General features: G+C 55.3%; 19 protein-coding genes. 13 read left to right on the top strand and 6 right to left on the bottom strand.

What is annotated here, in order from left to right; translation table 11 throughout:
- Positions 1–61 precede the first annotated feature (61 nt).
- Both LEP6406_RS0207100 and LEP6406_RS0207095 read right to left on the bottom strand, forming a co-directional pair.
- Entirely contained in the window at positions 62–262 is a 201-nt protein-coding gene (locus tag LEP6406_RS0207100; protein WP_008314946.1) for an RNA-binding S4 domain-containing protein, read from the bottom strand.
- 348 nt (positions 263–610) lie between these two features.
- Positions 611–1,225 (bottom strand): thioredoxin family protein, encoded by a 615-nt coding sequence (locus LEP6406_RS0207095; RefSeq protein WP_036028220.1) that lies wholly within the window; start codon positions 1,223–1,225, stop codon positions 611–613.
- A 316-nt stretch (positions 1,226–1,541) separates the two neighbouring features.
- Here LEP6406_RS0207095 and LEP6406_RS30050 point away from each other — a divergent pair, with 316 nt between their 5' ends.
- The 3 genes from LEP6406_RS30050 to LEP6406_RS0207080 all read left to right on the top strand — a co-directional run bounded on the left by LEP6406_RS30050 (position 1,542) and on the right by LEP6406_RS0207080 (position 5,388).
- On the top strand, positions 1,542–3,365 hold the full coding sequence (locus tag LEP6406_RS30050; RefSeq protein WP_008314950.1) for an adenylate/guanylate cyclase domain-containing protein: 1,824 nt from the start codon (positions 1,542–1,544) through the stop codon (positions 3,363–3,365).
- 173 nt (positions 3,366–3,538) lie between these two features.
- Entirely contained in the window at positions 3,539–4,120 is a 582-nt protein-coding gene (locus LEP6406_RS0207085; RefSeq protein WP_008314951.1) for a YdeI/OmpD-associated family protein, read from the top strand.
- Between the two features lie 473 nt (positions 4,121–4,593).
- Positions 4,594–5,388 (top strand): IS5 family transposase, encoded by a 795-nt coding sequence (locus LEP6406_RS0207080; protein ID WP_027268711.1) that lies wholly within the window; start codon positions 4,594–4,596, stop codon positions 5,386–5,388.
- 22 nt (positions 5,389–5,410) lie between these two features.
- Here LEP6406_RS0207080 and LEP6406_RS26930 read toward each other — a convergent pair whose 3' ends face one another.
- Entirely contained in the window at positions 5,411–5,692 is a 282-nt protein-coding gene (locus LEP6406_RS26930) for a hypothetical protein (protein ID WP_008308984.1), read from the bottom strand.
- A 243-nt stretch (positions 5,693–5,935) separates the two neighbouring features.
- On the opposite strand from LEP6406_RS26930, the gene map reads away from it, so the two are divergent.
- Positions 5,936–6,730, top strand: coding sequence for a type I methionyl aminopeptidase (gene map / locus LEP6406_RS0207070; RefSeq protein ID WP_008308982.1), 795 nt, complete (start codon positions 5,936–5,938; stop codon positions 6,728–6,730).
- A 116-nt stretch (positions 6,731–6,846) separates the two neighbouring features.
- Positions 6,847–7,683: a prolipoprotein diacylglyceryl transferase gene (lgt, locus tag LEP6406_RS0207065; RefSeq protein WP_008308980.1), complete on the top strand. Its 837-nt coding sequence runs from the start codon at positions 6,847–6,849 to the stop codon at positions 7,681–7,683.
- A 10-nt stretch (positions 7,684–7,693) separates the two neighbouring features.
- Here the strand turns inward: lgt and LEP6406_RS0207060 are convergent, their stop codons facing one another.
- Positions 7,694–9,100: a hemolysin family protein gene (locus LEP6406_RS0207060; protein ID WP_008308974.1), complete on the bottom strand. Its 1,407-nt coding sequence runs from the start codon at positions 9,098–9,100 to the stop codon at positions 7,694–7,696.
- On the bottom strand, positions 9,097–9,372 hold the full coding sequence (locus LEP6406_RS0207055) for a hypothetical protein (protein WP_008308972.1): 276 nt from the start codon (positions 9,370–9,372) through the stop codon (positions 9,097–9,099). Before LEP6406_RS0207055 ends, LEP6406_RS0207060 begins: the two co-directional genes overlap by 4 nt.
- A 90-nt stretch (positions 9,373–9,462) precedes the next feature.
- Between LEP6406_RS0207055 and LEP6406_RS26925 the strand changes: the two genes are divergently transcribed.
- From LEP6406_RS26925 to sppA, 8 genes are all read left to right on the top strand, one after another.
- The gene (locus LEP6406_RS26925; RefSeq protein ID WP_008308970.1) at positions 9,463–12,096 is read left to right on the top strand and encodes a CHAT domain-containing protein; all 2,634 of its coding nucleotides are present in this window, start codon (positions 9,463–9,465) and stop codon (positions 12,094–12,096) included.
- Positions 12,097–12,573: 477 nt separating this feature from the next.
- A complete protein-coding gene (locus tag LEP6406_RS0207045) occupies positions 12,574–13,635 on the top strand; it encodes a chlorophyll a/b binding light-harvesting protein (RefSeq protein WP_008308967.1) in 1,062 nt (353 codons plus the stop codon).
- 79 nt (positions 13,636–13,714) lie between these two features.
- Complete coding sequence (locus LEP6406_RS0207040) at positions 13,715–14,746, top strand: chlorophyll a/b binding light-harvesting protein (protein WP_008308966.1); 1,032 nt, start codon at positions 13,715–13,717, stop codon at positions 14,744–14,746.
- 2 nt (positions 14,747–14,748) lie between these two features.
- Positions 14,749–16,311, top strand: a complete 1,563-nt coding sequence (locus LEP6406_RS0207035) for a chlorophyll a/b binding light-harvesting protein (protein ID WP_008308965.1) — start codon at positions 14,749–14,751, stop codon at positions 16,309–16,311.
- A 97-nt stretch (positions 16,312–16,408) separates the two neighbouring features.
- Positions 16,409–17,122: a phycobilisome rod-core linker polypeptide gene (locus LEP6406_RS0207030; protein WP_008308963.1), complete on the top strand. Its 714-nt coding sequence runs from the start codon at positions 16,409–16,411 to the stop codon at positions 17,120–17,122.
- A 310-nt stretch (positions 17,123–17,432) separates the two neighbouring features.
- Positions 17,433–18,242: a class I SAM-dependent methyltransferase gene (locus LEP6406_RS0207020; protein ID WP_008308107.1), complete on the top strand. Its 810-nt coding sequence runs from the start codon at positions 17,433–17,435 to the stop codon at positions 18,240–18,242.
- Positions 18,243–18,362: 120 nt separating this feature from the next.
- Positions 18,363–19,439, top strand: coding sequence for a type 2 isopentenyl-diphosphate Delta-isomerase (fni, locus tag LEP6406_RS0207015; protein WP_008308110.1), 1,077 nt, complete (start codon positions 18,363–18,365; stop codon positions 19,437–19,439).
- Between the two features lie 36 nt (positions 19,440–19,475).
- A complete protein-coding gene (gene sppA / locus LEP6406_RS0207010) occupies positions 19,476–21,284 on the top strand; it encodes a signal peptide peptidase SppA (protein WP_008308111.1) in 1,809 nt (602 codons plus the stop codon).
- Between the two features lie 21 nt (positions 21,285–21,305).
- Here sppA and LEP6406_RS0207005 read toward each other — a convergent pair whose 3' ends face one another.
- Positions 21,306–21,674 carry a single-stranded DNA-binding protein gene (locus LEP6406_RS0207005; RefSeq protein ID WP_008308112.1) on the bottom strand — a complete coding sequence of 123 codons (369 nt, stop codon included), beginning with the start codon at positions 21,672–21,674 and terminating at the stop codon, positions 21,306–21,308.
- Positions 21,675–22,099: the final 425 nt, after the last annotated feature.

Here is a 22,099-nt window from a genome sequence, read left to right as displayed (position 1 = left end):
ATTCATCACATACCATCACCCCTTCCCCTTTTATACCTGTGGAGGCTCGCCCAAAACACCATTAGAGTTCCAGTTCAACCGGGTAAGTGACCTCCCCCACCTGCACCCTGTCCCCCTGAACCAACTTGCGACCGCGACGGGTTTCCGGCTCCCCATTCACCCAAACCGAACCCGATTGAATCAGCATCTTGGCCTCTCCCCCCGTCTGGGCAAGCTGTTGCCACTTTAAGAACTGATCTAGTTTGATAAACGGCTGTGTCATAGGGTAAAGAAGGGCACTGGTCTCTAAAGAGGTGATGAATACCTGAAAGGCTGATCTTGCAAGGGCTCTAGCTGATTTGCCGCAAACAGGCTGAAACGCATGTCTGGTGGGGCTTCTAGAGGCTGGCCACCCGTCAACAGTCCAGTGCCCCGTAGGGGCAGGTTGCCCTTGTCGCCCGGTGTATAGCCTAACGGCATTCAAGAAAGGCGTTGGCGAAGCCACTCCCTGGAAATTAGCCTGCCCGTTGGCGAGGAGCCTGTCTTTGGCATAGGGCTTAGGGGTAGGGGCGCGGAAACCGCGCCCAATGTAGGGGGTGACAGGTGTGAACCGTGTTGGGCTGGTGTGGGGCTAACTGGATGCCTGTGCGCCGTGGCTGCGGGGATTGTCGCTGCGGATGGAGGGTGGGGTTTCCAGCTCTGAGGTGCGGCCCGTGTGCTGCTCGTAGGGCAAGGACTCGCCGCTGAGGAGGGCATCAAGATTGCTGGAGAGAATTGTCTGGGGCTGCTCCCCAATGGCCATGGACACGGTCTCTCCTCGATCATCCAAATAGACAAAGTGGGGAATGCCGTCTACCCGGTAGGACAACATCTCCGGAAGCCACTTACTGTTGTCGATGTTGAGCATGACAAAGTTGACGCGATCGCGGTATCCCTCTCGCAGATTTGCCATCTCCCCCGCCATGGCTTGACAGGAGGTACACCAATTGGCGTAGAACTCCACCAAGGAGGGTTTGCCATTTATTAGGGCCGATTCCAAGGGCACCGAATCCAGGGCAAGGGCCTCTAGAGAAGCTGCCGGAGTTTCGGTACGGATACCTAGGACTACCAAGACCGACAGGGTCACCGCCACTAAGACAATCAGCAAATTACGCCAGCGTTGGCCTAGGGAGGGGGAAGTGTTAGCCTCCGGTACAGCCCGGTTGATCGCATCAGTGGACTCAGAGGATATAGGCGGAACCGTCATAGGACTCTCCGAAGACATTTTAGGGTTGAGGGTCAGAACTGGGGGAGATAGGGACAGGGCTTGGATGTAAAGCCTGTCTTTACGATAACGAACCGTACGGGCAATCCAGAAACCGGGCTGTCTCCTGAGTTTTGTCAGGAAAGGTTCTGGGTATGCCCGTAAAAATGCATATCCTAGGTGGAGAGTGGGCTGTGAATTCAGCAGCAATACTGAAGAGATGGGAATCCTCAGGGAATACTGGAATTTTACAAGCAGGTGCATCCGTGACGCTGAGAAGTTGTGACATACGGGGCCAAGGTCTAGGTTAAATGGGGTGATGACAGCAGCAGGGCAGGACCAAGCATTACCAGGGCAAGGATCGGAGTCAGCGCGAGATCAGACGGCTGAACTTCAGCAAGAATTGGCGCGCCTACGGCAAGAGAATGAGGATCTTCAGATTGCACTGCTGACTACTACTGAGCACGGCGATTTGATTGAGGCGCAACTTTACCAGACCAACCAACAGTTACAAGCAGAGGTGGCGGAGCGGAAACAGGTTCAAGCCGTACTGCAAGAGATCTTTGAGAAGGTTTCCCAGGACAAGGCGGATCTGGAAATCATGCTGGAGGCTACTGCTCAGCATGGTGACACCGTGGAATATCAGCTCTACACGCAGGCCGTGGAAACCATGCGCCAGAGTGAGGCGCTGTTTCGTGCGATCGCAGAATCTACCCCGATTTTGATGATCCTGTCCCAAGCTCCCGATGGCATCATCACCTATGCCAACTCCATTTCGATACAGCGCCTCATGCCAGAGGAAGAGAGTCTCGTGGGTCGCCGCCTTGGCGAGTTTTTGCCCGACCCAAAAGATGACGAACAATTACAGCAACGTCTCCAGACTTCGGGCTACGTGCGGGACTACGAAGTGCAACTTCGTAATCATCAGGGATGTAACCTTTGGGTCTCAGCTTCCATCCATCCTTTGGTTTTGAATGGACAACAGATCCTGTTAACCACCCTCTACGACATCAGCGATCGCAAACAGGCCGAACTCCTCTTGCAAGACTCTGAGGATAAACTGCGGCAGCAGGCCCAAGAGCTAGAACTGCGCGTGGAACAGCGCACCCGTGACCTAGCGCAAGCTGAGGCCAAATATCGCGGCATTTTTGAACATGCAGCCCAGGGTATCTTTCAAATTACCGCCGAGGGTCGCTATCTCCAGGTCAATCCCGCTTTGGTGAGGATACTGGGATATGACTCCACCGCAGATTTAAAGGAAAACCTCACTGACGCCCGTCGGCAACTCTATGTTGAGTCCCATCGCTGGCATGAGTTGATGGCCTATCTAAAGCGCTATGACACTCTTTCGGATTTTGAATCTGAGGTGTACCGCAAAAATGGGTCCACGATATGGATCTCCGAGAGCATTCGCCCTGTCCGCGATCCCCAGGGCAAACTCCTCTACTACGAAGGCAGCGTCTGGAATATTACCCAACGCAAGCAAACCGAGGCAGCCCTACGCCAGGAGCGCCAGACCTCTGAGCGCCTACTGCTGAATGTGTTGCCCCAACTCATCGCCCAGCGCCTGAAGCGAGGCCAAAAAAACATTGCTGACTACTACGACAATGTGACAGTTCTTTTTGCTGATATTGTTAGCTTCACCAGTCTCTCCAGCCGCATCGATCCTAAGTCCATGGTTGCCCTGCTCAATGACATTTTCTCGACCTTCGATCAACTGGCAGATTACTATCGTCTAGAGAAAATCAAAACTATTGGGGATGCCTACATGGTGGCGGGGGGATTGCCCAAGCCTCAAATCGATGCCATATCCGCGATCGCGGATATGGCCTTAGCCATGCGAGAGGCCATGGACCCCTTCCAAATTGATGGCCAGCCCATTCGACTGCGAGTGGGCATTCATACCGGCCCCGTCATTGCTGGGGTAATTGGCACCCGCAAGTTTACCTATGACCTCTGGGGAGACACGGTCAATGTGGCCAACCGTATGGAATCCCAGGGAGAAAGCGATCGAATTCAAGTAACGGAGGCAGTTTATCAACGCCTAGAACAACGCTACAACTTTGAACCCCGAGGCCCCATCGAGATCAAGGGCAAAGGGCACATTCAGACCTATTGGCTACTGAGCCACAAGAGTGATTAGCAGATGTCTCCCATGCCTTTTGCAAATGCTGTATAGCGGTTCCCTAATGTATGAGGTACACCTCAACTTAACGACACTTCGGCGAACAAGGGGCTTAAGCCCCTTGCCTGTACTTAACCTGAGTGAGAACCGCTATAGAGTGTCCCATTCAAAAAATAATCCATCTGACTCCAATGCCAAAATTTGATGATCAGTTAGAAGCAATTTATGCTAACAATCGCAAAGAATGGAGGGAATGGCTAGAAAAACATCATCGTACTACGCTTGGTATATGGTTAATTTATTACAAAGTTAACAGTAGTCAGCCAAGTATTAAATATAGTGAAGCAGTCAAAGAAGCTTTATGCTTTGGTTGGATTGACAGCAAGGTTCAATCATTAGACGAACAGCGTTATCGGCAGATCTTTACACCCCGAAAATTGAAAAGTGTATGGTCAAAATTAAATAAGCAATATATTGAAGAACTCATTGAACAAGGTTTAATGACTGGAGCAGGTCTTGAAAAGATTAACACGGCTAAACAAGATGGCTCTTGGACTGCGTTAGATGCGATTGAGGCACTCATCATTCCAGCAGATTTGAAGCAAGCCTTAGAAAAAAATGAAACAGCTAGCCAGAACTTTGAGGCATTCAGTAATTCATTAAAGAAAAACGTTCTCTTTTGGATTGATAGTTCAAAACGTTCAGAGACAAGGTTGAAGAGAATTGAAAAAGTTGTAAATTCAGCAGCCCAAAACAAAAATCCGTTGACATAGAGATTTTTGTGATGATTCGGGACGGGATGGTGTCTGCGTTGCAAGATAAGTAGGTTGACCTCGTTAATCCGAGGTGAATCAGAGCCAGAAGCGCTGGATACCAAGCAGCCCAGATTTCATGTTCCGTAACATAAAACGAAATTCTAACGAAATTCTTAGGCCAACCTACTTAACTAGTACTGCCCACCCCACAAAGCCTGCAATTGATAAGGTCAAGCTGGGATTTTCTGTTCCGGAGATCGCCTTAACAATCCCCTTTGCCTCCGACGGGGGTTCGGCGGGAATATTGTCGGTTCGGAATCTCAAAGGAGATAGAACCCCTGGAGGAGGAGGTCGCAACGGGGGTAGGGGTGGGAGAAGGTGGCGGGTAACGGGAGGGTGCTGGGGCTGAGAGGGTGTCTGAGAAGTAGAAAGGCCCTCAAAAACGCTACTCTATCAGTCAGTAAGTACACTTGATAGGGTTTTTGAGGGCAATGCGATTATCCTACCCCACCGATTTGACTGATGAACAATGGGATATTCTCTCTCTCTTGATTCCTCCGGCGAAGCCTGGTGGACGACCTCGGAGCACGGATATGCGAGAAGTGGTCAATGCGATTCTGTACGTTCTGGACAATAGCACCAAGTGGCGGTGCTTACCCCATGATTTCCCGAAGGCCAAAACGGTCTACCATTATTTTCGCCAATGGCGCAATGATGGGGTGTGGGAACACATCAATCACCGATTGCGGGAGTTGGTGCGGTTAACGGAGGGGCGCGAAGCGTCTCCCAGTGCAGCGGTGATGGATAGTCAGTCGGTGAACAGCGATGTCTACATTTCGGAGTCGGTCGGCTTCGATGCAAACAAAAAGGTCAAAGGTCGGAAGCGAAACGTGGTGGTCGACACAATGGGTTTAGTGCTGATGGTTGTGGTTACCGCAGCGAGTCTCCCTGAGCGGGATGGCGCACGAAAGGTGCTAGAAAAAATGCATCAGGTTAGTCAGTGGTTCACTCGCCTGTGTGTCATTTGGGTTGATGGGGGATATAGCGGTAACGATTTCATGAAAGAGATCATGGACCGCTTTCGATGGGTGATTGAGGTGATCAAGCGCCCCGACTGTGCGCAGGGATTTGTGCTGTTACCCAAGCGGTGGGTGGTGGAGCGCACATTTGGCTGGTTTACTTTTTGCCGCCGCTTGAGTAAAGACTATGAGCGCCTACCAGAGACCGCTGAGGCATGGATTTATGTGGCCAATATTCGAGTCATGTTAAGGCGACTAACGTGCTAATTCATACCTACATTCCAGCTTTTCAGACACCCTCTGAATTTGGGGAACTGGAAGACTGGAGAGAAGATGCGGTTAGATTCTCCCGCTTCCCCGCCCGATCTACCAACATCTGAGGATCCGCCGAAATCGGCTGCATCTGGGCCTTGGCTTGGCGGTAATTAGACGCGATCGCGAGACCCAGCCCCCCCAACACCAGCCAGGGTAACCCCAGATCGGGATGGGTAAACCAGCCCTGGTGGCTAAGCCAGTCGTACCCCTGCGCCCCTGCAAATATCACCCCACAGCACAGCAGCCACAGCCGCATGGTTCTTGCCTCTCTACCCTTTCTCTCGAATCCTAGCTAATTCGATCCCCCTGTCAAGGGATTTCTCCGTTTCAGAGGTAGGTCTGAAAGCTACAGTAGATAAAGTAAATATAGCTTTGCTTATTTGCTGAGGACACCAGGCACCTCTCAGATGCTGAGTGCCACAGCAAATTGGTTTACAGTCCTGTTCTAACTGGGCTGGTAACCGCTATATACCGTGTCGCAACGAGATCATCGGGTACCGTGGAACAGCAAGATGTCATTACGCTGCTATCGCGGCGGGAAATTGAAAAAATGCGTCAGGCGGGGCAATTGGCCGCCCGTCTTCTAGACTATCTAGAGCCGATGGTGAAACCGGGTATCAGCACCCAGGAACTCAATGATGCAGCGGAGGCATGGACCCAAGACCACGGAGCCATCAGCGCCCCCCTAGGCTACAAGGGCACCGTCATTGATTTTCCCCGCTCCATTTGCACCAGCGTCAATGAAGTGGTGTGCCACGGCATCCCCAGTCCAGACCAAATTCTCCGTAACGGTGACATTATCAATATCGATGTCACCCCCATCCTAGAGGGCTACCACGGCGACACCTCCCGCACCTTCTTTGTGGGGGAACCGTCGCCCTTGGCCCGCAAACTGGTGGAGGTAACGGAGGAATGTTTGTGGCGCGGTATTCGCGCCGTCAAGCCCGGAGGACGGGTGGGAGATATTGGCGCAGCGATTCAAGCCTATGCCGAGGCGGAAGGCTTTTCCGTCGTGCAGGATTTTGTCGGCCATGGGGTCCATCGCATTTTCCACACTGCCCCCCAGATTCCCCACTACGGCACCGCTGGCAAGGGTAAGAAATTTCGCAAGGGGATGGTTTTCACCATTGAGCCCATGATCAACGTGGGCACCCATGAGGTAGAGATTTTGGCAGATGGCTGGACTGCTCTAACCGCCGATCGCAAGTTATCGGCTCAGTTTGAGCACACCATTGTGGTGACTACCGAGGGGGTGGAGGTGCTGACCCTGCTGCCCGCCCAAGTCCCCGCTTAATGGTCCCCGCCTAGGCCCAACTTTAACGGGGACTATCCCGCCTTGGGCATGGGCACTATTGGGCTTAGGTTGTGTTCCCCTAACGCTCTCCTGACCCTGTTCTTCATTGTGGCTTTATGTATCCCCCCGTCGATCCGATTATTTTTGAAATCGGCCCCTTTGCCCTACGGTGGTACGGGCTGCTAATGCTGGCGGCAATTCTGGCTGCCGCCCAGGTGGCGGTGCGGGAGGTGGAGCGCAAAGGGGAGGATCCAGATACCCTCTGGGATATGCTGTTCTGGATTCTGATTCCCGGCTTCATTGGGGCGCGGCTGTACTACGTATTTATCCAGTCTCCCCGAGGACCGGAAGGGCTGGGCTACTACCTAAGTAATCCCGGCACCATTCTACAAGTGTGGGGCGGAGGCATTCACATTTTCGGTGGGTTTATCTTTGGCGGCATTGCCCTGTGGTTGTTTAGCCGCATTCGCAATCTAGAGGTCCGGCGCTATCTGGATGCGATCGCACTCGGTTTACCCCTAGCCCAGGCCATTGGTCGTTGGGGTAATTTCATTAATCAGGAACTCTATGGTCCCCCCACCACCCTGCCTTGGGGACTACGGATCGATCCTCAGCATCGCATCGCCCCTTACAACGATTTGGGCACCTATCCCCTTGAAACCCGGTTCCAGCCTCTATTTCTCTACGAGTCGGTGTGGAATTTGGTGGGATTTGGGCTAATTTTTTGGCTGTCACGCCGATTTGCTAAGGATTTAAAAGAGGGGGACATTGCCCTGATGTACCTGATTTGGTATCCCTTGGGGCGGTTTTTTATCGAGTTTCTCCGCACCGATTCCTGGTTTTTCCCCGGTACTCCCTTTAATCCAGTACACGTTCTATCTGCGATCGCCATTATCGGAGCAGCAGCAGCCTTGTACTGGCGTCATCGCCCCACTTCGGAGCCGATAGGATGACAGACTGCCCCTACAATACGTCCTCAGGAAAGGCTGAAGCAGTGATCATCCGCTTGGCCCGGACCTCTAAAATGCGAGGACCATCCATGGCCACGACAGTCCATTCCAGCCCTCCATAGACGGTAGTATCCCCCTCCGTGGGAATTTTCTGGAGTTGATGGATCAGAAATCCAGCTAGGGTCTGATAGTCTTCCTCCAGCGGCAGATCCACATTGAGGAATTCGTTGACCTCTTCAATGTGAATCTGGGCTTGGACCTGATAGGTCTGGTCATCTACTATCCGTACCAGCACATCGGGCTCCTCTTCGGGCTCGTAGCCATCCCCCATAATTTCAGCAGTCACATCCGTCAGGGTGACGAGTCCGGCGGTGCCACCAAACTCATCCACCACCATCACCATGGATTTACCTGACCGCTGCATAATTTGCAGGAGTTCATGGAGTTGGGTGTATTCCGGCACAAATCGCGCAGGGCGAATCCAACTTTCAACAAGACTTTCGGGCGTGACCTGCTGGCGGGCCAAGGGCTCCACTAAATCCTTTAGGGACAGTAGCCCCGCCACATCATCCAGAGACTCACCAATCACCGGAAACTGGGCATAGCCCGTTTCCACCATGGTGTCGAGCAGCACTTGCAGGGTCGCGTTCTTGGGTAGCGCAGCAATCTGGGTACGGGGTACCATCACCTCCCCAACGGTGACATCCCGAAACTCAAAGACGTTATTGAGCAATTCTCGCTCCTCCTCCTCTAGGCCAGGGGATTCGGTGGAGGTGCGAATAATCAGATGCAGCTCCTCCGGTGTGACCCGGCTGTACCAGCTCTGGTTGCCGGAGTAGCGAATGCCCACCAGTTGCAATAGCCAGCGGGTGGACTGGTTCAACACCCAGATAAAGGGCATAAACAATCGAGCAATGGTGAGGCTGGGGGGACCCAGGAAACGGGCCAGGGCCTCGGGATAGAGCATGGCAACGGCCTTGGGGCAGAGCTCCCCCAAGACAATTTGCAGGTAGGCAATGGAGAGGAAGGCGACGGGAATGGCCAGGGAATGGGCCAAGACATGGAACCGGGAATCTGGCGGAGACACGGGGGGCAGGGTGTAAAGCAGCGCCGCTGCAATGGTGTCTTCCCCAATCCACCCCAGGGCAAGGCTGGAGAGGGTAATGCCAATCTGGGTCGTGGAGAGGAGCCGATCTAGACTGCGCTGGAATCGCTGTACGGTGCGGGCCTGGATGTCTCCGGCCTCCGCCAATTGATTGATGCGCGATCGCCGCACCGACACGATGGAAAATTCTGCCGCCACAAAAAAAGCATTGATGCTAATGAGCATCAACACCGCCAGTAGCCGCACCGCAATATCTTTTCCAGTCAGTTCCGGTCCGATCAGCAAAGGTAGATCACCGATTTGGGCAACGATCATTGAGCGGCTGGCTCAGCCTCCACTGCCGCTCCCGAGATTCGGGCCTGTACTTCGTTCAAAATATCTTGTTCGCTCCGGAGAACCGTGGCATTTCCAGCAGCAGGGGTAGGGCGGTTGGCGGCGGCACTATTGGCGGGTCGGGAGTCAGGTTGACGGACTCCCATGAGGGCTTGACGACCCAGGGCATATCCCCAGGAGGAGCTAACAATACCGGCTCCCACCATCAGGGCCAAGAGAATGGTTGTGAATGCAACGGCTGGATTGATGCGCATCGCCAGGTCAGGTCAAAAGGATTGGGGCAAAGGTGCATTAATCATAGTGGTTCTTGCCCAAGGCTTCCATTCCAATTTGAGGAAATTCCTATGCACCGCTGGCGCTGGCTAGGTTGGGTTTGTGTAAGTACGTTGATCGTATTGGGGTTAGGGAGCATTCATCCCCGAGGACTAGCCCAAACTGAGCCAGTGCCTCCGCCCTTGGTGGTGTATCAGCCTGTCCAACGGCTGGAGTGGGAGGGGCTCCAGAGAACGCCCCAGGGGCTGGAGTATTTTGCTTTGACGCCCCTACATGAGAATTTTTTTATTCCCAGTGAGGGGGATTTGTACCAGGCTCAGCAAATGGGGAATCGCGAGGCCGAAGCTGAAGCCCTCCTGAAGCTTGGCTTGGCAGACCATTTGGGCGGCAATTTCTATACCCAGGCCGAAGCCTATTACAAACAGGGGCTGGAGGTCGCGCAGGATCTGCGCGATCGCACTTTAGAGATTTTGCTGCTGGGGAATCTGAGCCTGCTGTATCTGCAACACTCCTTTTTCTATCGGGATGCGGTTGACTACCTAGAGCAGCTCTATGCCTATACCTGGCATGGAGCCTATTACTACGAGGGCAGCGATCCCCGCTGGGCGGAAATGGTTCTGGGGAATCTAGGAAACCTTTTTCTCGGTGCGGATTATTATAGCCGCGCCCTTGAGCTGCATCAGCAACGCTTGACCCTAGCCCAGGAACTGAGGGACACCGCAGGGGAAGGCAAGGCTCTGGGGGATTTGGGCACGGTCTATCAAGGGTTGGGGGACTATACCAAGGCCATTGATTATCATCAGCAGCGTCTTACCCTAGCTCGTCGCCACCAGGATGGGGGCGGGCTGGGGCAGGCCCTCTCTAGCCTGGGCATCGCCTATCACAGCCTGGGAGACTATGCCCAAGCGCGGGACTACCAGGAACAGTTTTTGCAGGTGGCCCGCGATCGCAATCAACTGCGGTGGCAGGAGCAAGCTCTAGCCAATTTGGCCGGAGCTTATTTTTTCCTGGGAGACACAGATCGTGCCATTGCCCTATACGAAGAGGCGATCGCGATTGCCCAGCAGATCAACGAAACCCAGATGCTGGCCACTATTCGCAACAATCTGGGGCTGGTTTATCAGCAACAGGGCAACTTAGAAGCGTCCCAATACCTCTATGAGCGTGCCCTCCGGTCCGCCACCTATCGCGATAATCTCCAGGGCGAGGCGATCGCCTGGAATAATTTGGGGGCAGGGCATCTCAAGGCAGGAAATATTGAAGCCGCGATCGCAGCCTACTACCAAAGTCTAACCCGTCTGGAATCAGCCCGAGGGCGGCTCGGCGGCAACGACGCCCACAAAATTTCCCTGTTTGAAACCCAGCGCTTTCCCTACGAAAACCTGCAAACCCTGCTACTGGCCCAGGGGCAATCCGAAACAGCACTAGCGGTAGCAGAACGGGGACGGGCCAGAGCCTTCGTCGATTTGCTCAGTCGTCGCCTGGGGTCTTCGGATGTCGCTGCCATGCAGATTCCCACCGTAGAGCAGCTCAAGACACTGGCCCGCGATCGCCAAGCCACCTTGGTCGAATATTCCCTCCTGTCAGCCCCCGCTGCCCAGGGGAGCCAGCCAAACCGCCTTGCCATCTGGGTTATTTCCCCCGAGGGCAGCATCACTGCCCGCCAAGTGCCCTTCGCAGAGACCTTGCCCACGGGCTCCGGTTCCCTACAGGAATTGGTGTGGATCAGCCGCCTTGCGATCGGCGCACGGGGGCTCGGCATTGCCGCCACGCCCGTCGCCTCCGCCTCTATCAGGGATGCCTCCTCCGGAGATCCGGCCCTCTCCACCTCACGGTTAGCCCGACTCTCCACAGTGCTGATTGATCCCATTGCCGATCTGCTGCCGTCAGATCCTGAACAACCTGTCATCATCGTGCCCCAAGCGGAGCTCTTTCTGGTTCCCTTTGCCGCCTTACCCACAGCAGATGGGCACACCCTGATTGACCAGCACACCCTAATTGTGGTGCCGTCGCTCCAGGCATTGGACCTCTCGACCCGCCTGGATTCTGGTTCCCAAAACGTTGTCAGGAGCGAAAACACGCTAATTGTGGGGAATCCCCAGATGCCTAGTGTGGCCCCCAGCTTTGGGGCCGCGCCCCAGTCCCTGCCGCCCCTACCGGGTACAGAGACGGAGGCCATCGCCATCGGTCAGTTGTTGGGGGTGTCACCCCTACTGGGTGCCCAGGCTACGGAAACAGCAGTGAAGGCCCAATTACGATCGGCGCGGCTGATTCACCTAGCCACCCATGGGCTACTGGATGAAACCCAAGGACTCAGCAGCGCCATTGCCCTTACCCCGTCAGCTCAGGATGATGGCCTACTTACAGCGGCGGAATTACTCTCCCTATCCCTACGGGCGGACTTAGTGGTGTTGAGTGCCTGTGACACGGGACGGGGCCGGATAACTGGGGATGGCGTGATTGGCCTCTCGCGATCGCTCTTAGCAGCGGGAGTTCCCCGCCTCGTCGTCTCCCTCTGGCAGGTGCCCGACCAGCCCACCGCTGACCTGATGACGGCCTTCTACACCGCCCTGCAATCCGGCGCAGACACAGCCCACGCCCTCCGTACCGCCATGATCCAAATCCGCGATCGCTATCCAACTCCCTCTGCTTGGGCTGGCTTCATCGTCGTCGGTGACGGGGTCAGGCGTAGCCCCGCCCAATGAGCTGCGATATGGCTGCTATATGAGGGACGTGTAATTGAATAACACCCCACCACCGACCCAATATCGACGCAAGGGATTTGTCCATTTTTTTGTTTTATCCAGATCCCTGACATCGGGGATACTACCCCCCACGCTACTGAAAGGCAATAAAACTTAATTGGCAACTTATTGAGAATAAATCCGATCTATGGTGAGATACTTATTGACATCGTAAGTCAATAGAGCTGGATCGGTTAAGCGTGAGTCTTCGGGTTGATGGAGCAGGGTCTATGGCCAAGCCCATGCCTTAAGGCATGTCGTGAATCTTTCGTCTTAGAATCATCCATCCTGTTCTGTCGCGTCAGCGATTGCTTTATGAACTACTTCCGTCCTGTTGGACAAGGTTGGTCTAGGGCCAAAGTCTCAATCATTACTGTTGACTTTTAGTATCAATAACAATACCCATGATTGCCCCAGAGAGGATGTGAGGATGTATTGATGGCACAAGGATTATTTTGGATGCCTTTGCTGCGATCTCTAGGCTGGTCGTTTCGCGTCACCGATCAGGTCGGTGCCCCCCTACTAGCCGGTAATGATCGTTTCAAACACCTATCCGGGCGACTGCTCGGTGCCCATGTGGCCCACGCTGGGCTGATTGTTTTTTGGGCCGGGGCCATGACCCTGTTTGAGCTGTCCCAGTTTGACCCAGCGCTACCCATGTACGACCAAGGACTGATCTTGCTGCCCCATCTGGCCACCCTGGGCCTAGGGATCGGGGCAGGGGGCCAAATTCTTAACACCTACCCCTACTACGCCATTGGCATGGTGCATTTGATCAGCGCCGCCGTGTTGGGAGCCGGAGGCATCTACCACGCCGTCCTGGGGCCAGAGCGGCTGGATGAGAAAGGCTTCGGCTACCGCTGGAATGATGGCAGCAAGATGACCACCATCCTAGGCATTCACCTAATGCTGCTGGGCATTGGGGCGCTGCTGTTGGTGCTGAAGGGAGCGTACTTTGGTGGCCTCTACGATCCCCTAGTGGATCAAGTGCGGCTGGTACAACCTAACCTCAACCCGATCCGCATTTTCGGTTACCTGTTTGGCTTTGGCCCCCAGGGCTGGACCCCGGCGGGCATGGCCAGCGTTGACAACCTGGAGGATCTGGTGGGCGGTCACTTTTGGGTCGCATTACTCTGCCTGGGCGGCGGCTTCTTTCACATTATGTCCAAACCCTTTGTCTGGGCCGATCAGCGCCTGATCTGGTCGGGCGAAGCCTACCTCAGCTATAGCCTGGGAGCCCTAGCGATCGCCGGTCTGAGCGTCGCCGTTTTTGTCTCCGTCAACGACATCGCCTACCCCAGTGTCTTCTACGGCCCCGTCAACGGTACTCCCTCTGTCCGCGCTGCCCTGGCCAGCGTCCACGCCGGACTCGGTTTCTTGGCCCTACTTGGCCACCTCTGGCACGCCTGCCGCGCCCGCGCCGCCGTCCGAGGCATAGCCTGGGGCACTTTCTTTGACGTGATGGCGAAGGAGTCGGGGATGGCAGGTGTGAGGGTGTGAGTCCGAACAATCAGCCGACCCATCCATCCACCCATCCACTCTCTACTCAAAGACTGAATTCAATAAGGAGTCTCTATCTATGACCATCACGATGGAATCAACATCTCAAATTCCCTGGCGGGCGGGTAATGCTCGGCTGGTGGATTTGTCGGGGCGATTGCTCGGTGCCCATGTGGCCCATGGGGGGCTGATCGTATTCTGGGCCGGAGCAATTACCCTGTTTGAAGTAGCGGGGTTTGACCCGGCGCGCCCAATGTACGAGCAAGGGCTAATTGTGCTGCCGAACCTGGCCCGGTTGGGCTGGGGGGTGGGTGAAGGGGGCCAGATTGTCGATACCTACCCCTACTTTGTAATTGGGGCGCTGCACCTGATTAGCTCGGCCTTTCTGGGGGCGGGCGGTATTTTCCATGCCCTGCGAGGCCCCGCCAAGCTGGAGGGTAAATTTTCCTTCTTTGGCTATCGCTGGGACGATGCCGATAAGATGACGACGATTTTGGGCATTCACCTGGTGCTGCTGGGGCTGGGAACCTTTTTGCTAGTGACGAAGGCCATGATCTTTGGCGGCCTGTACGACCCAACGGTGCAGCAGGTGCGGGTGATTGCTAATCCCACCCTGAATCCGCTGACGATTTTTGGCTATTTGTTTGGCACCCAAGGTCGGTTTTGGCTGGCCAGTGTGGACACCCTAGAGGATGCTGTCGGTGGTCACATTTGGGTGGGGCTAATGTGCATGCTGGGGGGCATCTGGCACATGCGCACCATTCCTTGGCCCTGGGCAAAGCGGCTGTTTGTCTGGTCGGGAGAAGCCTATCTCTCCTACAGTATCGGGGCAGTGAGCCTGATGGCCTTCGTGGCCACGCTGTTTGTGTCGGTCAATACCCTGGTATTTCCCACCGAGTTCTATGGGCCACCGTTGCAGTTGGTGTTTGACCGGTTCCCGGTGTTTCGCAGCATCGATGGTGCCCTGACGGCGCGGGTGTGGTTGGCCAATGCCCACTTCTGGCTAGGGTTCTTCTTCTTACAGGGACACCTATTCCACGCCCTGCGGGCAGCGGGCTACAGCTTCAAGGAAGGTAGAGTCGTGCAGTCAACACGAGGGCAGGTGAGCTAGCCATGACCGTTACTGAAGCAAATCCCCTCAAGCCCCTCGGCTTTTCCACCGATACGGCCCTGGCCACCAACTATGTGGCAGACTCGCTGAACCCCTATTCCTGGTGGGCAGGCAACTTCCGTTTTGCCAACCTGTCGGGCAAGCTGCTGGGAGCCCACATCGCCCATGCCGGATTGATTGTGCTTTGGGCCGGGGCCATGACCCTGTTCGAGTTATCCCGATTCGACCCCACCCTGCCCATGTACGATCAGGGGCTAATCCTGCTGCCCCACTTGGCCAATCTAGGCATTGGGGTGGGGACCGGGGGCGAAATTACTAGCACCTATCCCTATTTTGTAATTGGGGTGGTGCATTTAATTAGCTCCGCTGTGCTAGGAGCCGGGGGCTTGTACCATACGGTCCTTGGCCCAGATAAGCTCGACCCCAAGGGCTTTGGCTACGACTGGCAGGATGGCCGCAAGATGACCTCGATTTTGGGGATTCATCTGGTGCTGCTGGGGGTGGGGGCGCTGCTACTGGTGGTGAAGGCAACGACCTTCGGCGGCCTCTACGATCCAGCTCTGTCTCATGTGCGCCAAATTACCCAGCCCACCCTCAATCCCCTGACTATTTTTGGCTACTTGGTGGGCATCACCCCCAATGGTTGGAGCTTCCAGGGGATGGCAGCGGTGAATAATCTGGAAGATGTGGTGGGCGGTCACCTGTGGATTGGGGCAATCGCTATCCTGGGCGGCATTTGGCACATCCGCACTGAGCCCACCCCCTGGGCCAAAGGGCTGTTTGTCTGGTCGGGGGAAGCCTACCTGGCCTACAGTCAGGCGGCTCTAGCCTATATGGGCTTTTTTGCCGCTTACTTTGTCTGGGTGAATGGCACCGTTTACCCAGAGGTATTTTACGGCCCAGTCGCTACGACGACAGTAGGCGGGGCGATCACCGCCCGCACCTGGCTGATGCTGTTTCACGTTGTTTTTGCCAGTCTGCTACTAGCGGGGCACTTTTGGCATGGGCTGCGATCGCGGGCCATTGCCGCCGGGTACAACTTCAGCCAAATGCGGTTTAACCCCGATGCCCTCTACGGTGACACCCAGTTCAACAACGGCCCCCTAGTCCAGGGCATCGTTCAACCCTTCCGCCAAGACCCCCAACAGGGCAACCTAGCTACCCCCCTCAACAGCAGCGGCCTTACCCTCACCTGGGTCAAAAACCTACCCATCTACCGCCCAGGGCTCGCTCCCATCACCCGAGGTCTAGAAATCGGCATGGCCCACGGCTACCTGCTACTAGGGCCGTTCCTTAAGCTTGGCCCTCTGCGCAACACCGATGTTGCTCTCCCTGCCGGTTTCGGCGGTGCCTCTGGCCTAGTGGTGATTCTCAGTGTCTGTCTCTTCCTCTACGGCGGTGCCGTCTTCCAGGGGCGCGCCAAACCAAAAGGCGAACTTCCGGGCAACATCGCCACCTACAAAGACTGGAGCCTGTTTACATCCGGCTTCCTGATCGGTGGCCTCGGCGGCGTCACCTTTGCCTGCTTTATTTTGCTTGAGATTCAGCGGGCGGGAATTGGGTAGGTAAGTTTTGAGTTTTGGATTTTTTAGTTATCAATTCAAAACTCAAAGCTAAGAAGTCAAAACCCACCTCTCTCACCCATTCACCCATTCACCCAAAATGACCCTCCCTCTCCTCTCCTACTCCCCCTCCAGCCAAAACCAGCGGGTTCAGAACTTTGAAATCCCTGGGGATGAGCAACCAAGGGTGTTTTCCTTGGATAATGCGCTAGATAGTGTCGAGATGGATGACCTCATCCGAGCGGCCTATCGACAGATTTTCAACGAACAGCAGATGATTGCAGCCCATCGCCAAGTGGCGCTGGAGTCACAGTTGTGTAATGGCCAACTGACGGTGCGCGATTTTATTCGCGGTCTGCTGCTGTCGGACTCGTTTCGGCGGCTGGTATTTGACACCAACAGCAACTATCGTTTTGCCGAGCTGTGCATTCAGCGGGTACTGGGGCGGTCTATCTATAACCAGCGAGAGCCTCTAGCCTGGTCAATTGTGCTAGCGACGAAAGGATTGGCCGGATTTGTGAATGCTCTGCTCGACAGCGAAGAATACCTAAATCATTTTGGCGATGCCTGCGTGCCCCACCAACGTCGCCGCATTCTGCCTCAGCGGGCTCAGGGAGAGTTGCCCTTTGCGCGCATGGCCCGCTACGACAGTCACCACCTTGATCAATTGCTGCGCTCTGGACAACTGCGATCGCCCATCCCCGACATCGTCGATCGCAGCGCCGTAGTCTATCGCCGCGTCATCTTTCTGGTGCCTGCCACCTCGGTCGCTGTACTGCTGGCCACGCTGATTGTTGTAGCAGCGCCGAAATAGGTGTTAGGTGCTGGATCCCAGAACATCAGAATTAATATCGTTTTCGGCTAATTGCCCACAATTTTGAACAGGGCGAACAGCGGTTCGCCCCTACTAAGCAACCAATAGATTTTTGTGGCTAATTAAACAGACTTGATATAATGAGGTTTCAAATTTTGAGTTGTGAATTTTAAGTTGAACAACCCATTCAAAACTAAGAACTCAAAACTCAAAACTAAGAACTCAAAACTCAAAACTAAGAACTCAAAACTCAAAACTAAGAACTCAAAACTCATCCATTCCCGAGTACCCAAAACCCGATACCCCTCCCATGCCCTCCACCAACCTCCCCCTCTCCGGCGTACCCCGCACGATGCTGATGACCACTCGGGCTCGGGTTGAAGAGCACCAACGAGACGATGGTCTATTTCGTGATCCCACGATCGCAGAATGGTGGCCTACTCTACAGTGGGATGAGGCTTTAGACTCGATGTACAACCCCATTGCCCAGCTCACTTGGGCGGTGCGAGCCTATCTATTTGATCAAATTGTGCAGCGACATCTGGGCACCTACACCGATGCCACGGTGGTGGAACTGGGGGCGGGGCTATCGACTCGCTACTACCGGGTGGGGCAGAGTTGCCACCGTTGGATCGAGCTAGATCTGCCCGAGGTGACGGAGCTACGCCGCTATTTTGACCACGAGAGTGATCGCCACCGTTTTGTCAGTGCCTCGGCCCTTGACCCTAGCTGGATGGATACTGTGCCCGATGGTCTACCCGCATCACGGCTGATTATTGCTGAGGGGTTGCTGATGTATTTTGAAAAGGCTCAAGTGCAGGCATTGATTGCTCACCTCAAGCAGCGTTTTCCTGGTGCGACCCTAGCCTTTGATGCTGTGGGCGGGGTAACCCATGGCCAAGGATCTAAGCAGTTGGCGAGGCTAGGAGCCCCTCTGAAGTGGTTTGTCAAAAACGAAGCCGATGTAGTAGCAATGGGGCTACGACTGATGGAGGTGCGATCGCTGCTGCAAGAAAACTGCCGCTACCGCGATCGCATCGGTATTTTTCGATGGGTGCCTTGGTTCAGCCAGTTGCCGCCCCTGCGCAATGCGGGGTTGGTGATTGAAGCACGGCTGTAAGCTGACGGTTAATAGAATCAGAAATTTCCCCTCAAGAGGTCGTGCAGGTAAAAGAGTGGTCCTTGGGATCTGCGCCATGGGACACTAATCCTGTCACCGTGACGGATTGAGGGGCTGGGCATGACGGTTAACTCATTTTCTAAAGGGTCTAACGGGGCATTTGCCCCTGGCATCGAAACCCAAACCCGTAAGGCCGATCATCTGCGGGTGTGCCTAGAGGAAGATGTCCAGTGTCGTCAGGTGACAACGGGGTTAGAGCGGTATCGTTTTACCCACTGCTGCCTACCGGAACTGAATCGGGCCGAGATCAGCCTGGAAACGTCCTTCCTCGGCAAGCGGCTGGGATCTCCCCTGCTGATCTCTTCTATGACTGGGGGCACCGATCAGGCCCATACTATCAATCGTCGCCTTGCCCAAGTGGCCCAGCGCCACCGCCTCGCCATGGGAGTTGGGTCTCAGCGGGTGGCGGTGGAAAATACCCCCCTGATGAAGACCTTTGCCATTCGAGACGAGGCCCCCGACTGCCTCCTATTTGCCAATTTGGGGGCGGTCCAGCTCAACTACGGCTATGGCCTCGACCAGTGTCAGCGGGCTGTGGAGGGTTTGGCTGCCGATGCCCTGATCCTGCATCTGAATCCCTTGCAGGAAAGTGTGCAAACCCAGGGTGATACTAACTTCAAGGGGCTTTTAGGCAAGATTGAAGCCCTCTGCGATCGCATGTCGGTCCCCGTCATTGTGAAGGAGGTCGGCAATGGCATCTCCGCCCCCATGGCTCAGCACCTGATCAATGCGGGGGTACAGGCCATCGATGTAGCCGGAGCTGGGGGCACCTCCTGGGCCAAGGTGGAAGGAGAGCGAGCGCGGGATCTGCGCCAACGTCGTCTGGGTCAAACCTTTGCCGATTGGGGATTGCCCACCGCCGATTGCATTACCGCTGTGCGGGCGATCGCCCCCACCCTGCCCCTGATCGCCTCTGGTGGCATCCGCACCGGGCTAGATGTAGCCAAGGCCATCGCCCTAGGGGCAGACCTCGTAGGGCTGGCCTATCCCTTTCTCCGGGCTGCCGATGAGTCCACCGACGCCTTAGAAACCCTAGTCTCGCTGCTGCGAGAGGAACTGATCACCGCGTTGTTTTGCACCGGACAGGCGACCCTGTCGGAATTACAGGCGGCTCCAACCCTTCAGCGACTACCATAGAGGCATTCTTGACTCCCTTTTCGGTTGAACGGTTCCATGCGTGAATTTTTCAAATGGATGGCGGCTAGCGCCCTCGGCACCCTAGTGGGCCTCGTCACCTTTACAGCCCTAGTGGGCATCGGGGCCGGTAGCCTACTGTTTCTGATCATCGCCTCCACCAGTCGCGAAACGGAAACCACCCTGGAGCCCAACTCCATGCTAGTGCTGGATCTGGCCACGGATATCCGCGACTCGATTCCCCCCTCTGGCGCGGGAATCGTGTTTGGAGACACCCTTGCTGGCACCACCACCCAATCCATCTCTGTTTACCAAGCCCTGAACGCGATTCAGCAGGCTGCAACGGATGACGACATCTCCGGCCTGTTTATCTACGGCAACTCGGACTCGGGGTTTGCAACCCTCTGGGAGCTACGGCAGGCCCTCACTGACTTCCAAGAGTCTGGCAAACCCATTGTGGCCTACGAGGTGGGCTGGTCTGAGCGCGACTATTACATCACCTCCCTAGCGGATACCCTGGTGCTGGATACCACCGGCATTTTGGAACTCAATGGCTTTCAGGCAGAAACCCAGTTCCTCGCCGGAGCATTGGAAAAATATGGGGTGGGGGTCCAGGTGCTCCAGGCAGGACGCTACAAATCCGCAGTCGAGCCCTTCACCCGCAGCGACAATAGCCCTGAAGATCGGGCACAGACAGAGGCTCTACTAGCCAGCCTCTGGCAGGAATTTTTGACGGTGGTAGCGGAAAGTCGGGACTCTACCCCCACGGATCTCCAGCAGCTTGCCGATGCGGGGGGCATTTTGATGGCGACGGAGGCGGAAACCGCCAAGCTAGTAGACCGAGTGGCCTACTACGAGGATGTGCTGACGGATCTCCAAGCCCTCACTGAAAGCGATGCCGACCTAGGGGAAGATATTCCCGCCATTGATCTGGTGTCCTACAGCCATACTGTCTCCTCAGACCATGGCCGCTCCCGCGACGTGGTAGCCGTTCTCTATGCTGAGGGGGAAATTATTTTGGGTGAGGGGGGAATGGGGGTGATCGGCTCCGATAGCTTATCTCGCAGCCTCCGAGATTTGCGTCTGGATGACGATATCAAGGCCGTAGTCTTGCGAATCAATAGCCCAGGGGGCAGCGCTACTGCCTCCGAGATCATTACCGATGCAGTTAAACGACTCCAAGCAGAGAAGCCCGTGATCGTGTCTATGGGCAATCTGGCCGCGTCAGGCGGCTACATGATGGCAGCAGCGGGGGAGCGTATCTATGCCGCTCCCAACACCATCACTGGCTCCATTGGCGTCTTTGGCCTGATCTTGAATCTTCAAGAGTTGGCCAACCGCAATGGCATTACCTGGGATGTGGTTAAAACGGCCCGCTTTGCTGACATGGGCACTATCGCCCGTCCCCAGAGCCCTGAGGAACTCGCCCTGCAACAGGCGGTGGTAACCCAACTCTACGATCGCTTTGTCACGCTGGTGGCAGAGGGGCGGGATCTCACCAAGGCCCGCGTGGAGTCTGTAGCCCAGGGCAGGGTCTGGGCTGGTAATGATGCCCTTCAAGCAGGTTTGGTAGACGAAATCGGCGGGATAGAAGCTGCGATCGCGGCAGCAGCAGAGGCGGCGGAGCTAGACACTTGGCGGGTCCAAGAATATCCCCAGCCCCGGACCCTCAGCGACGAAATCTTCGAGCGTCTCTTTGGCAACGTGGTCAGTCGCCTTCAGGGTCAAAGAACCCACCCCGTTCTCATGGAACTCCAGCGCGCCCAGGCCCAGTGGACCCTGCTAGAGTCCCTCTCCGATCCCCACGGAATCTACACCCGCCTGCCCTTCAATACCGAAATTGAATAGCCCTGAATGTCTGGGAACCCCCTAAAACTCATCGTCGGCAGTCGAGTAACTCGGTGCATCCCCTTCACTGTCCCGCTTCGAGCCCAGGAGTTCCAAGCGATCCACCCGAATCACTGGAGTAGACCGTTGCGCCCCCGTGGCCCTATCGGTCCAACTATCTAGCTTAAGAGACCCTGTCACCCCTATCAATTTGCCCTTACGCACATAATTAGCCGCCACTTCGGCGGTGCGCCCCCACATCTCCAAGGTGAACCAATCCGGTTGATCATTATTGCGGCTGCGGCGATCCACCGCTAGAGAAAACTTGCACACCACACTTCCTGACTCGAAGTAGCGTACATCGGGATCCTGACCGGCTCGACCCACCAGGGTCACTGTATTAATGCTCATGGAAGAAAATGACTCCTGATCACTGCTCCGCTTCTATGGAATACTATCCTGACAGGCGTGGGCCTTGTCGAAAAATCAGTCATAGATTTTTGATGGAGCTAGGGCGTGTGGACAATTAACGAGGAAACCCTTGCGGGGTAGGCATGACCACCCCCGCCCTACTGCATCAAGCTAGGGGCTGTAACCGCCCCATAAGCAGGAATCTGGTTTTGATTGTCCCCAACCCCTAGCTCAACGGATTTTCCTAGGAGAAAGAAATTGGATCTGGCCCCAGAACGTATCGCTAGACGAACCGATACGAAACGTAATAGAATCCACTTCGATTGAACGGCGCAATTTCTAGCCATCATTCCTCCAACAGTTGCTCTGTTTCGATGCTAGGGTGACTCCAAGGTCTAGCCCGTTGATATAAAGTCGATAATTTA

Source organism: Leptolyngbya sp. PCC 6406, assembly GCF_000332095.2.
Taxonomy (GTDB): Bacteria; Cyanobacteriota; Cyanobacteriia; order Phormidesmidales; family Phormidesmidaceae; genus PCC-6406.
This window is presented reverse-complemented; position numbering and strand designations above follow the sequence as displayed.